Source organism: Enterobacter sp. RHBSTW-00901 (genome assembly GCF_014103115.1).
In the GTDB taxonomy this organism is placed as follows: Bacteria; Pseudomonadota; Gammaproteobacteria; order Enterobacterales; family Enterobacteriaceae; genus Enterobacter; species Enterobacter cloacae_P.
Genome location: NZ_JABXPB010000001.1, coordinates 4,478,427 through 4,491,160, shown reverse-complemented (window position 1 = coordinate 4,491,160; position 12,734 = coordinate 4,478,427). Strand labels below are relative to the sequence as shown.

The following is a 12,734-nucleotide window of genomic DNA, read 5'->3' as shown; positions in this document are numbered from 1 at the left end:
CTCTTACTTACGTTGGTCGTCCACCGTTACGCCCTTCGGCGGGGTAAAGGTGAATTTTGATGCATCAACAGCGCCGTTTTGCTGAGATTTAAGCTGATAGCTGCTGCGCTGATCGTCCTGCTCAACAGCACCAAACTGATTGATGGTGCCATTGGTGCTCACGTTAATCGTGAACTGCTTAAGGTTGCCGTTGCTGCCTTTTGGCGTCAGGACAAACTCATCACCGCTTTGTTTGATATTGTACTGCTGCCAGTCGCTGGACTGGTTACGGGCAATCAGCATAAAGGGTGTATTGCTGGTCGCATCTTTCAGCCAGGTGGCGGTCGCCTGCTCAACAAACGGGTTGAAGAACCACAGGGTCTTACCGTCAGACACCAGGATGCTCTCATCCGGCTGGGTCATATGCCAGTTAAACAGATTCGGGCGTTTTACCCACAAATCACCCTGGCCTTCCTGCACCGCGTTGCCGCTGCCGTCAGTCACTTTTTGCGTGAAGCTGGCATGGAAGCTGCTCACTTTATCCAGTCGGCTTTTAAGGTCGCTGGCGGCATCAGCCCAGACGCTGCTGGCAACAAAACTGGTGAGTAATGCACAAGCGATTGCAATTTTTTTCATTGTTATTCCTTAAAATACGTCATCCCGATACGGGGTTCTGTCATCTATTGTGAACCTGCCCGCAGGCAGGTGACAGAAGAAAATGCTTAAATTTTGCTGATTTACCCTTCTTTGCAATCGATGAAAGGTCAATCAAACGGCGGTGGAGCCAGTACCTCACGGTTACCGTTATGCCCCTGCTCGCTCACGATGCCCTGGGCCTCCATCTGCTCGATGATACGCGCCGCACGGTTGTAGCCAATGCGGAACTGACGCTGTACCCCGGAGATAGACGCTTTACGTTTTTCGGTGACGAAGTTAACCGCCTGGTCGAATAACGGATCCAGCTCTTCGCCGCCGTCAAAGCCACCACCACCGCCTTCGCTTTCGCTGTCGGAGGTAATACCGTCAACGTACTGCGGACGGCCACGCGCTTTCCAGTCCTGTACCACCGCATGCACTTCCTGGTCACGAACGAACGCGCCGTGAACACGCACCGGAGAGGTTGAGTTCGGGCCGGAGTAGAGCATATCCCCCATCCCCAGCAGTGACTCTGCACCGCCCTGGTCGAGGATGGTACGCGAGTCAATTTTACTCGATACGGTAAACGCAATACGGGTCGGGATGTTTGCTTTAATCAACCCGGTGATGACGTCTACTGATGGACGCTGCGTCGCCAGAACGAGGTGAATACCGGCCGCACGCGCTTTCTGCGCCAGACGCGCAATCAGCTCTTCCACTTTCTTACCGACGGTCATCATCAGGTCGGCGAATTCATCCACCAGCACAACGATGTAAGGCAGTTTTTCCAGCACCGGATGCTGGGCATCCATGCTGTCACCCGGCTTCCAGTATGGGTCCGGAATCGGACGGCCCATACGCGCCGCCTCAGCGATTTTCTCGTTATAACCGGCCAGGTTACGCACGCCCAGCGCCGACATCAGCTTATAGCGACGTTCCATCTCATTGACGCTCCAGCGCAGGGCGTTGGCGGCGTCCTTCATATCGGTCACAACTTCAGTCAGCAGATGCGGGATGCCTTCATAAACCGACAACTCCAGCATTTTCGGGTCAATCATGATGAAACGCACATCTTCAGGCTGCGCTTTATAGAGCATGCTGAGGATCATGGCGTTCACCCCAACGGACTTACCGGAGCCGGTGGTACCCGCGACCAGCAGGTGAGGCATTTTCGCCAGATCGGCAACCACCGGATCGCCCGCGATATCTTTACCCAGCACCACGGTCAGTGGAGATGGATTATCGCGGAAGCGGGTGTTGTCCAGCACTTCTCGCAAATACACGGTCTGACGTTTCTTATTCGGCAGTTCAAGCCCTACGTACGGCTTACCCGGGATAACTTCTACCACACGCACCGCCACGGTCGACAGGGAACGCGCCAGGTCGCGGGACAGGTTAGAAATACGCGCCGCTTTTACGCCAGGGGCCAGGTTCAGTTCGAAACGGGTGATCACCGGGCCAGGAGAGTAGTTCACCACATCCGCCTTGATGCGGAAATCAGCCAGACGCGCTTCGACCAGACGCGCCATCTGCTCCAGCGCAAAGGTATCAACCGGTTCAACTTCAGACGGTGGCGGCGTTAACAGATCCAGCGACGGCAATGGCGTACTCGGGCGTTGCAGCGGCCGGCTATCACCGTTACGCATCAACAATGGATGAATAAGGCTTTCCTGCGGCTGTGCCGGAGGCTGCTGGAACTGCGGCTGCTGTGCGTGAGTCTGCGGAGTCGGCTGTTGCGGCTGCGCATACGCCTGCTGTGCAGGAGCATGCTTTGCCAGAGGCTGCTGCTGGCGCACCGGTTGCTCAGCTTCCGGCATCACGCTCGGGGTGAATAACGGCTCACCAGGGCCATCATCCACCAGATCTTTCATTGGCGAGAATTCAAAATCTGACAGCGAGAACGGGTTCGCACCGGCAGGTTGTTCACCGGAATAGCGCTGCTGCTGCGTTGCCGCAAACTGGCGCGCTAACTCGGCTTCCGCCGCATCCTCTTCGTCTTCAGGAACATGAGGCGATGGCGCATCGTGCTGATACTCTTCACCGTAGCGCTGATGCTGCTGCGCGGCGAACTGACGTGCCAGCTCATCCTGCTGCAGTTCATCGGCGTCGTCTTCATATTCAGACTCGCGCGCTTTTTCCTCAGCCATACGCTGGGAAGGCAGCTTGATGCCGTAAGAGGCCAGCTCACGACGCGTTGGTACGCGAACACGATTAGGACGAGGCAACTGCGGGCCAATCCCCTCTTTCACCTGAGGACGTGGCGCGCCACCTGCTGCCAGGCTAAAGACTGGCGCAGCAACAGCGGCCGCTGCCGTGGCTTGCTTCACGCTTTCAGCCACCGGAGCAACAACAGGTGTAGGATCAACGGAAGGAGCAGAAACAGCAGGAACCTGTACGGCAGGTTCAGGAACGGGCTGATACCAGGCCGCCAGTTGCTCGCGCTCACGGGCCCGACGCTCTTCAACTTCTTCAAAGTAGTACATTGGCGGACGGGACGGTTTCGTCTCTTCCACCACTTCAGGTTCGGACTGCGGCTCTACATATGGCTGCACAGGTTCGACCGGTTCAGGCACATATGCCTGATACGGCTGGGCGGCAGGTTGCTCGTATTCCGGATACCCCTGCGGTTCATACGCAGGTTCAGGCGGCTGATAAGGTTGTTGCCACTGTTCCTGCTGTACCGGCACATAGCTTTCTGGCTCCGGTGCGATGACCGGCTCCGGCGTATGGACACCCGGCGCACTCTGCCAGTCAACCTGAGGCTGCTGCATAGCCAGCTCTGGTGCAGGAACCGGCGCGGATGGCATGACGGCTTCAGCAGGTGCAGCAAACGCCTGCGCTGCCGTGGTGGCCGCTGCAGCGACCGCAACCTGCCCGGTGACAGAGTGACCATTGAGTAGCGGATCGTACTCGTCAAAATCACCTGGCGTGGCGCGGCTCCCGGAGAAGAGCACATCATCAGGATCGACGGCCTTACCTGCAGCACGATATTCAACCTGCTCCTCTTCATCCATGCGTTTGCCGGAGAAAAGTGCAGCATCGGTTTTACGGCCCAGCGGGTTGGCAAATTTTTCGGCTACGCGCTGACGGCGCGCCAGCGCCCCACGCAGAATACGGGCACGGCGAGATTCGCGACGCTGCACCGGGGCATCGTCGTCCTCATCGTACTCATCTTCATTGTCGTCTTCATCAACCCATGTGTCATCACGACGGGTACGGTTGCTGGCAAAAGTGAGAATATTAAGGATAAAACTGCCGATCTTTTCGGCGATACTCACCCATGACCAGCCCGTGAACAACGTCAACCCAGCGGCCCAGATGCAGAGCAATGCCAGGGTTCCGCCACTACTGTGGAGCATCGGCTGTAGCGCGGTGCTCAGCAAGCTGCCGATCACCCCACCGGAAGCAAAGTACCAGATATCATCGGCGTTAATCGCCGCCAGCCCGCAGGAGGTCAGGATCAGTGCCAGCGCGCCAATCAGGCGCAGCGAAACAGCGAAATAATCGATGTAGTCATCGTTCTGCCGATGACGCCAGGCAAACCAGCATCCGCCAATCATAATGACGGGAAGGGTGTAGGCCATCACACCGAAAATGAAAAAGAGCGTATCCGCAAGCCAGGCTCCGGGAATGCCGCCTAAATTATGAATAGGCTCATGCCATGCGGTTTGTGACCAGCTTGGATCGGAGGGGTTGAAACTGAGTAAGGCTGCCATCAGCCAGACGGCAAAAAGGGCAATAACAATCAGCAACGCCTCAAGGAGACGACGTCCGCTGCTTAGCTTCGATAGTGTGACTTCTTTGTCTTCAGTGTATTCCTGGCTCAAGAAAGGCTCTCCAGGTATCAGGCATATCCTGCCTGTTTGCTAAAACGGACAACAGCGCCGGGTATCCCCGGCACTGTTGCTGTATGGATTAACAGGAGTGTAATCAAACTACGCTGATTTTGCACCTGTTCCGTGTTAGCGCGTCTTAATAACCAGACGATTGCTCTGTTTGACCTCTTCCATCACCACATAGGTACGGGTGTCGTTCACACCAGGCAGTCGCAGCAGGGTTTCACCCAGCAGCTTACGGTAGGCGGACATGTCTGGCACACGGGTTTTCAACAGGTAGTCAAAATCACCGGAAACCAGATGACACTCTTGAATTTCTTCAAGTTTTTGTACAGCGGCGTTAAATTGCTCAAACACATCCGGCGCACCACGATTCAGAGTAATCTCAACAAATACCAGAAGTGAGGCATCCAGATAATGCGGGTTCAGCAGAGCCGTATAGCCCTGAATAAAACCCTGTCTTTCCAGTCGACGTACACGCTCAAGGCACGGCGTCGGGGAAAGTCCCACACGTTTTGAAAGCTCGACGTTGGAAATACGCCCATCCTTTTGCAATTCATTAAGAATGTTACGATCGATACGGTCGAGGTCTTTGCCAGGGCGCTTCTTGCTATCTACCATTATTATTGTCTCTCTGTATTCCTTCCCTACTCCTGCCTGGACCCTGTGCACATCACTGTTCAGAGCCTGTACCCGTTATTCATCACATCGCCTGGTTATGTATTATATCCGTCATACTTCAAGTTGCCTGCGCGTTGGCTTTTCTCACTCACCCCAGTCACGTACTCATGTACGCTCCCGGGGATTCGCTGCGTCGCCGCCTTCATGCAACTCGAATTATTAGGCTATAGACGCGATGCGGATTCGGGTTCTGTTGGTAAGAAGTCCGTTGCCCGAAGGGCAGTCACCGACATCACGTATGGCGTCTGTCCACACCATGCGTAGATTTCACTAACCCGGTAAAAATGGCATTTACGTGCATGCCTATGCGGCACACAGTTAATGCGTTTTTTTTCTTCCTTGAATGTTTTCGCAAAAGCGCAGGTGATTGTCAAAGCAAAACATCGATTTTTAGTACAACATGCCGGATATTCATTGCGGTCGGGTATTAATCCTCATTTTATTGCCTTATAAACAACCGGTTTTCAATAGCACACAGTATGTTATCGCCCGCCATTCATCGTCAGCGTCTATTGCACATATTGATATCAAAATTGCTGTGCTCTTTTTTTACGGCAACAAATTCCCTACAATCCTGCCAAATGTCTGCCAACAACAATGGGGATCTCATGGGCACGGCCAAACACAGTAAGCTGCTAATTCTTGGTTCTGGACCTGCGGGATATACCGCGGCGGTCTACGCTGCACGCGCTAACCTGCAACCGGTGTTAATTACCGGCATGGAAAAAGGCGGTCAGCTGACCACCACCACCGAAGTGGAAAACTGGCCAGGCGACCCGAACGACCTGACCGGGCCGCTGTTGATGGAACGTATGCACGAGCATGCGACCAAGTTCGAAACCGAAATTCTGTTCGACCATATTCACAAGGTCGATCTGCAGAACCGTCCGTTCCGTCTGACCGGCGACAGTGGTGAGTACACCTGTGACGCGCTGATCGTTGCCACCGGTGCATCCGCCCGTTACCTGGGTCTGCCGTCTGAAGAAGCGTTCAAAGGCCGCGGCGTATCTGCCTGCGCCACCTGCGACGGTTTCTTCTACCGCAACCAGAAAGTCGCGGTCATTGGCGGGGGTAACACCGCAGTGGAAGAAGCGCTTTATCTGGCGAACATCGCCTCTGAGGTACACCTGATCCACCGCCGCGACACCTTCCGTGCGGAGAAAATCCTGATCAAACGTCTGATGGATAAAGTGGCGAGCGGCAACATCGTGTTGCACACCAACCGTACGCTGGAAGAAGTCACGGGCGATCAGATGGGCGTTGCGGGTCTGCGTATCCGTGATACCCAGAACACCGATACCGTGGAATCGCTGGAAGTGGCTGGCCTGTTTGTGGCGATCGGCCACAGCCCGAACACGGCGATCTTCGACGGTCAGCTGGAGCTGGAAAACGGCTACATTAAAGTGCAATCCGGCATTCACGGCAACGCAACCCAGACCAGCATCCCGGGAGTATTCGCCGCAGGTGACGTCATGGATCATATTTACCGTCAGGCAATCACCTCCGCCGGTACCGGTTGTATGGCCGCGCTGGATGCTGAACGCTATCTGGACGGGCTGGCCGAGCAAGGCAAATAATCTTTACAAGTCAGTAACAAACGTAAATAAAGGCGGCGATAAGTCGCCTTTATTGTCTCTCCGTTGTAACATTGCGCTGCCCAATTTCTAATAACGTCACCTGCAAAGTACGCAATGGAAAAAACCCGTCAACAAGAGTTAACACGCTGGCTGAAACAGCAAAGCGTTCTTTCCCGCCGCTGGCTCATGATTTCCCGCCTTCTGGGGCTGATCAGCGGTCTGTTGATTGTTGCCCAGGCATGGCTGCTGGCCCGCATTCTTAACCACATGATCATGGAGAATATTCCGCGCGAAGCACTCCTGATGCCGTTTATCGTCCTTGTTCTGGTTTTTGTTCTGCGCGCCTGGGTGGTCTGGCTGCGTGAACGCGTCGGTTTCCATGCGGGGCAACATATACGCTATGAAATCCGCCGTCAGGTACTCGACCGTCTGCAGGAAGCCGGGCCCGCCTGGATCCAGGGTAAGCCTGCCGGAAGCTGGGCGACGCTTATCCTTGAGCAAATTGACGATATGCACGACTACTATGCCCGCTATCTTCCTCAGATGGCGCTGGCCGTTTGCGTGCCGCTGCTGATTGTGATCACCATTTTCCCGACCAACTGGGTAGCGGCATTGATCCTGCTGGGTACCGCCCCGTTGATCCCGCTGTTTATGGCGATGGTGGGAATGGGGGCTGCAGACGCTAACCGCCGCAATTTCCTGGCGCTGGGTCGTCTGAGTGGCCATTTCCTTGACCGTCTGCGCGGTATGGAAACCTTGCGTATTTTTGGCCGTGGTGAAGCGGAAACTGAAAACATCCGCCTGGCGTCGCAGGATTTCCGCCAGCGCACGATGGAAGTGTTACGCCTGGCGTTTCTGTCGTCTGGCGTGCTCGAATTCTTTACCTCGCTGTCGATTGCACTGGTGGCGGTTTATTTCGGTTTCTCCTACCTCGGTGCGCTGGATTTTGGCCACTACGGTACGGCAGTGACGCTGTCTTCGGGCTTCCTGGCGCTAATCCTGGCTCCGGAGTTTTTCCAGCCACTGCGCGATCTCGGTACCTTTTATCATGCTAAAGCGCAGGCCGTTGGCGCGGCCGATAGCCTGAAAACATTCATGGAAACGCCGCTGGCACACCCGGAACGGGGTGACGTTACGCTGAATACCAAAGAACCAGTGACAATTGAGGCGAGTGATTTTTCTATTCTGTCGCCTGAAGGCAAAGTGCTGGCAGGCCCGCTGAATTTTACCCTGCCCGCCGGGCAGCGAGTGGTGCTGGTCGGTACCAGCGGTTCAGGTAAAAGTTCGCTGCTTAATACACTGTCCGGCTTTATGGCTTACACCGGTTCGCTACGGATTAACAAAACCGAGCTGCGCGATCTCGACCCGGATGCCTGGCGCAAACAGCTAAGCTGGGTGGGACAAAACCCACAGCTACCGGCCGCCACGCTGCGGGAGAACGTGCTTCTGGCTCGCCCGGATGCACGCGAAGATGAGCTGCAATCCGTCCTTGACCGCGCCTGGGTCAGCGAGTTTCTGCCCCTGCTTGTGCAGGGGGTCAACACTATCGTTGGCGACCAGTCTGCCGGGCTGTCCGTAGGCCAGGCGCAGCGTGTAGCCGTTGCCCGTGCTCTTCTTAATCCCTGCCAGTTGATGCTGCTGGATGAGCCTGCCGCCAGCCTGGATGCACACAGCGAGCAACGCGTAATGCATGCCCTTAACGCAGCCTCATTGCAGCAAACCACCCTGATGGTCACACACCAGCTGGAAGGCATTGCCGACTGGGATCAAATCTGGGTGATGGAAAACGGTCAAATTGTTGAGCAAGGCGATTACGCCTCTCTCGTTACCGCGCAGGGGCCATTTGCCACCCTGCTGGCGAATCGTCAGGAGGACATCTGATGCGTGCCCTGCTCCCGTATCTTGCGCTGTATAAACGCCATAAATGGATGCTGACGCTGGGCATCGTACTGGCGATCGTCACTCTGCTTGCCAGCATTGGCCTGCTGACGCTCTCCGGCTGGTTCTTATCGGCGTCTGCCGTCGCGGGCGTCGCCGGGTTATACAGCTTTAACTACATGCTCCCGGCCGCGGGCGTGCGTGGCACCGCCATTACCCGTACCGCCGGACGCTATTTTGAGCGGCTGGTCAGCCACGATGCGACCTTCCGCGTGCTGCAACACCTGCGCATTTACACCTTCAGCAAACTATTGCCCCTCTCCCCTGCCGGGCTGGCGCGTTTTCGCCAGGGTGAATTGCTCAACCGCGTGGTCGCGGATGTCGATACGCTGGATCACCTCTACCTGCGCGTCATTTCGCCGCTGGTCGGCGCATTTGTGGTGATCGCGGTGGTTACGCTGGGGTTGTGTGTTCTGGATGTTCCCATTGCGCTGACGCTCGGCGGCATCATGCTGTTGACGCTGATGATTCTGCCGCCGCTGTTCTACCGCGCCGGTAAATCCACCGGGGAAAATCTGACTCGCCTTCGCGGTGAATATCGTCAGCAACTCACCTCCTGGTTACAGGGGCAGGCCGAGCTGACCCTTTTTGGTGCCAGCAAACGCTACCGCGCCCGTATGGAAAGCACGGAGTTAAACTGGCACGAAGCGCAACGTCGCCAGTCTGAACTGACGGCGTTCTCCCAGGCCTTGATGATGTTAATTGGCGGGGTGGCTGTCATTGCTATGCTGTGGATGGCTTCTGGCGGAGTGGGCGATAACTCACAGCCCGGCGCACTGATTGCCCTCTTCGTCTTCTGTGCGCTGGCGGCCTTTGAGGCACTGGCACCGGTGACGGGGGCATTCCAGCATCTTGGGCAGGTTATCGCTTCTGCCCTGCGCATCACGGAGATTGCCGGGCAAGAGCCGGAAGTGACGTTCCGCGACGGGCAAACCGTTGTGCCAGAGCGCGTCACTCTGACACTGAATGACATCACGTTTGCTTATGACAAGCAGGCACAAAACGCGCTGGAAGGCATCAATCTCGTCGTGAACGCAGGCCAACGCATTGCGCTTCTTGGCCGCACGGGTTGCGGTAAATCGACGCTCCTGCAGCTGTTGACCCGCGCCTGGGATCCGCAGCAGGGACAGATCCTCCTTAACAATGTGCCACTGGCAGACTTCAGCGAACAGACGTTGCGCAAGGCTGTCAGCGTGGTACCGCAGCGTGTGCATCTCTTTAGCGCAACGCTGCGCGATAACCTGCTGCTTGCCGCGCCAGATGCCTCTGATGCGCTGCTTAGCGTGGTGCTGGAGCAGGTTGGGCTGCATAAGCTGCTTGAAGATGACGGGTTAAACAGCTGGCTGGGTGAAGGGGGTCGTCAGCTCTCCGGCGGTGAGTTGCGCCGTCTGGCAATTGCGCGAGCACTGCTGCACGATGCCCCGCTGATGTTGCTGGATGAGCCGACAGAAGGGCTGGACGCCACTACCGAGAGCCAAATCCTTGATTTACTGGCCACTGTCATGGCCGGTAAAACCGTGTTGATGGTGACACACCGACTGCGCGGACTGGCGAGTTTTGATCAGATAATTGTGATGGACAACGGGCACATTATTGAGCATGGTAGTCACGCAGAACTGTTGGCGAAACAGGGTCGCTACTACCAGTTTAAACAGCGTCTGTAGACTATATTTGTACCGATCCTCACTCGCGTATTGGAGTTCTGCTGTCATGCGCCTGGTCCAGCTTTCTCGTCATAATATTGCGTTCCCTTCTCCGGAGGGGGCGCTGCGTGAACCCAATGGGCTACTGGCGCTTGGCGGTGACCTCAGTCCTGCACGGCTATTGATGGCTTACCAACGCGGGATTTTCCCGTGGTTTTCCCCCGGTGACCCTATTTTATGGTGGTCGCCCGACCCGCGTGCTGTACTGTGGCCAGCCCAGTTTCATCTGAGCCGCAGCATGAAACGTTTCCATGCGAAATCACCGTACCGTGTAACGCTCAACCACGCGTTTGGTCAGGTCATTGAAGGTTGTGCCAGCGATCGTCATGAAGGCACATGGATAACCCGCGATATTATCGACGCCTATCACCGCCTGCATGAGCTTGGCTACGCCCATTCAATAGAAGTGTGGGAGAAAGGTGAGCTGGTTGGTGGCATGTATGGCGTGGCACAGGGTACGTTGTTCTGTGGCGAGTCGATGTTTTCCCGCGCAGTTAACGCCTCGAAAACTGCACTGCTGGTTTTCTGCAACGAGTTTGCCCTACGTGGCGGACAGTTGATGGATTGTCAGGTACTTAATGAGCATACCGCCTCGCTCGGTGCCGTAGAAATCTCCCGTCGTCACTACATTGAGCACCTGGATACCTGCCGCCAGGAGAAGCTTCCGCGCGACTTCTGGGTACCAAGGACACTCTTTATGCCCAATGTCTAAATGTTTTCCGCACATTTTTCATGAGGGTGTTATAATTACGCCGCAGAGTAGCTTCTGCCTGTTGCCCCGCCGCCGTTTGGGACCTTCGCTTCAGATAACGTCCTGACGTTTATCCTGTCGTCTCCCCTTTACGAATGCGCTTTTCGTTCGGTAGTACCGTGACGCTTGGGCAATGCGCCGAAACTGTTTTGCTGCGTTTTAATCGCGCAATTCTTTACTTAATTGATGAATTTCGGCATTATCTTGCCGGTTCAAAACTTGGTAGTGATACCCCAGAGGATTAGATGGCCAAAGAAGACAATATTGAAATGCAGGGTACCGTACTTGATACGTTGCCTAACACCATGTTTCGCGTAGAGCTGGAAAACGGTCACGTGGTAACTGCGCACATCTCCGGTAAAATGCGCAAAAACTATATCCGCATTTTAACGGGCGACAAAGTGACTGTTGAACTGACCCCGTACGACCTGAGCAAAGGCCGCATTGTCTTCCGTAGTCGCTAATTATTTTCGCCTGTAATGGCAGATGAATATATACAAGGTCGGGATAATCCCGGCCTTATTTTTTTGTAGGCCACGACACCTTTAATCCCTCCGCTCTTAATGCGCAAAAAGTATCCATTCCATAAGTCATGACAAATGACTATACTTCCCTATGACAAATGACATTCATCAGGAGGTACAGATGAGAACATGGGTTCCCGCGCAGAAACCTGCTGACAACGCACTTTGGCGTTTTGCAGGTTTGCCTGCAAACAGAGGTATGCGGCTGATTGAATATCTCAATCAGGGCTTGCCCGTCAGCGTACTTGACAACATTCATGAATGGACCGCGATGTCAAAAGCGGACATTTTACGCGTGACAGGGATTAACGAGCGCAATGTCGCGCGCCGCAAAAGTGCGAGCCGTACGCTGACGCCCGATGAAAGCGAACGCGTGGCTCGTTTCGTTCGGGTACTGGATACCGCTGTCGATTATTTTGGCAGTAAAGACGAGGCATGGAACTGGCTGCAATCACCGGTTCGCGGGCTTGGCAATATAGCACCTGTCGACCTGATTGCCACAGAAACCGGCGCACTGGAAGTCACCGACCTGATTGGCCGTCTGGAACACGGAGTGCTGGCATGATTTTTTATCGTCTGGTGACGGGACGTTATGCCAGCGAAGCGTGGAGTGGAAGCGGTGCAAACCAGTATGGTGGCCGCTGGAATCATAAAGGACACCCTGCGGTGTACGTCTCCACATCCATCTCGCTGGCAGCGCTCGAAATTCTGGTTCACGTTAAAAGGGATACCGTACTGAATCAATACCAACTGTTCAGCATCGATATCCCGGACGATCAGATTGATCATCTGGATAAAGAGTGGCTGCCCGGGGACTGGCAGGAAAATCCAGCTCCGGTTTCAACGATGGACCTGGGAACCAGCTGGCTACAGGCCAGTGATGCACTGGCACTTATTTTACCTTCCTGCATTATTCCTTATGAAAACAATGCCATTCTCAACCCATTGAACCCGGCATTTCAACAGGCTTTATCCTCCGTTCAGCGCCACTCTTTTGTATTCGATACCCGGCTGGCAGAAAAAACCGCACCCTGAAACAGATGCGGTTGTTATTTCTCAGAACCAGGGAACCGTCGCTGTCGCGCTTAGCCCGTAAGTCGCCCGTAGAA

Annotated in this window: 10 protein-coding genes; 7 read left to right on the top strand and 3 right to left on the bottom strand. The window is 55.2% G+C overall.

From position 1 onward, the window contains the following. Window positions 1-3 precede the first annotated feature (3 nt). From lolA to lrp, 3 genes are all read right to left on the bottom strand, one after another. A complete protein-coding gene (lolA, locus tag HV318_RS21645; RefSeq protein WP_182274373.1) occupies window positions 4-615 on the bottom strand; it encodes an outer membrane lipoprotein periplasmic chaperone LolA in 612 nt (203 codons plus the stop codon). Between the two features lie 128 nt (window positions 616-743). Next, window positions 744-4,442, bottom strand: coding sequence for a DNA translocase FtsK 4TM domain-containing protein (locus HV318_RS21640; protein ID WP_182274372.1), 3,699 nt, complete (start codon window positions 4,440-4,442; stop codon window positions 744-746). Between the two features lie 135 nt (window positions 4,443-4,577). Continuing rightward, complete coding sequence (lrp, locus tag HV318_RS21635) at window positions 4,578-5,072, bottom strand: leucine-responsive transcriptional regulator Lrp (protein WP_000228469.1); 495 nt, start codon at window positions 5,070-5,072, stop codon at window positions 4,578-4,580. Between the two features lie 668 nt (window positions 5,073-5,740). On the opposite strand from lrp, the gene trxB reads away from it, so the two are divergent. From trxB to HV318_RS21600, 7 genes are all read left to right on the top strand, one after another. Continuing rightward, complete coding sequence (gene trxB / locus HV318_RS21630) at window positions 5,741-6,709, top strand: thioredoxin-disulfide reductase (protein WP_182274371.1); 969 nt, start codon at window positions 5,741-5,743, stop codon at window positions 6,707-6,709. Window positions 6,710-6,823: 114 nt separating this feature from the next. Then, the gene (gene cydD, locus HV318_RS21625; RefSeq protein ID WP_182274370.1) at window positions 6,824-8,590 is read left to right on the top strand and encodes a heme ABC transporter permease/ATP-binding protein CydD; all 1,767 of its coding nucleotides are present in this window, start codon (window positions 6,824-6,826) and stop codon (window positions 8,588-8,590) included. After that, the gene (cydC, locus tag HV318_RS21620) at window positions 8,590-10,311 is read left to right on the top strand and encodes a heme ABC transporter ATP-binding protein/permease CydC (protein WP_182274369.1); all 1,722 of its coding nucleotides are present in this window, start codon (window positions 8,590-8,592) and stop codon (window positions 10,309-10,311) included. Before cydD ends, cydC begins: the two co-directional genes overlap by 1 nt. Window positions 10,312-10,357: 46 nt before the next feature. Next, window positions 10,358-11,062: a leucyl/phenylalanyl-tRNA--protein transferase gene (gene aat / locus HV318_RS21615; RefSeq protein WP_182274368.1), complete on the top strand. Its 705-nt coding sequence runs from the start codon at window positions 10,358-10,360 to the stop codon at window positions 11,060-11,062. 284 nt (window positions 11,063-11,346) lie between these two features. Beyond that, window positions 11,347-11,565 carry a translation initiation factor IF-1 gene (gene infA, locus HV318_RS21610; protein WP_002211347.1) on the top strand — a complete coding sequence of 73 codons (219 nt, stop codon included), beginning with the start codon at window positions 11,347-11,349 and terminating at the stop codon, window positions 11,563-11,565. Between the two features lie 181 nt (window positions 11,566-11,746). After that, window positions 11,747-12,190: an Xre family toxin-antitoxin system antitoxin gene (gene parS / locus HV318_RS21605; RefSeq protein WP_182274367.1), complete on the top strand. Its 444-nt coding sequence runs from the start codon at window positions 11,747-11,749 to the stop codon at window positions 12,188-12,190. Next, on the top strand, window positions 12,187-12,660 hold the full coding sequence (locus HV318_RS21600; RefSeq protein ID WP_182274366.1) for an RES family NAD+ phosphorylase: 474 nt from the start codon (window positions 12,187-12,189) through the stop codon (window positions 12,658-12,660). The genes parS and HV318_RS21600 overlap by 4 nt, the downstream gene beginning before the upstream one ends. The last annotated feature ends 74 nt before the right edge of the window (window positions 12,661-12,734 follow it).

What these genes read in the sequence shown, in the direction of transcription:
- lolA (WP_182274373.1), bottom strand. Translation starts at nt 615, where the DNA reads ATGAAAAAAATTGCAATCGCTTGTGCATTACTCACCAGTTTTGTTGCC.
- lrp (WP_000228469.1), bottom strand. Translation starts at nt 5,072, where the DNA reads ATGGTAGATAGCAAGAAGCGCCCTGGCAAAGACCTCGACCGTATCGAT.
- trxB (WP_182274371.1), top strand. Translation starts at nt 5,741, where the DNA reads ATGGGCACGGCCAAACACAGTAAGCTGCTAATTCTTGGTTCTGGACCT.
- cydD (WP_182274370.1), top strand. Translation starts at nt 6,824, where the DNA reads ATGGAAAAAACCCGTCAACAAGAGTTAACACGCTGGCTGAAACAGCAA.
- cydC (WP_182274369.1), top strand. Translation starts at nt 8,590, where the DNA reads ATGCGTGCCCTGCTCCCGTATCTTGCGCTGTATAAACGCCATAAATGG.
- aat (WP_182274368.1), top strand. Translation starts at nt 10,358, where the DNA reads ATGCGCCTGGTCCAGCTTTCTCGTCATAATATTGCGTTCCCTTCTCCG.
- infA (WP_002211347.1), top strand. Translation starts at nt 11,347, where the DNA reads ATGGCCAAAGAAGACAATATTGAAATGCAGGGTACCGTACTTGATACG.
- parS (WP_182274367.1), top strand. Translation starts at nt 11,747, where the DNA reads ATGAGAACATGGGTTCCCGCGCAGAAACCTGCTGACAACGCACTTTGG.
- HV318_RS21600 (WP_182274366.1), top strand. Translation starts at nt 12,187, where the DNA reads ATGATTTTTTATCGTCTGGTGACGGGACGTTATGCCAGCGAAGCGTGG.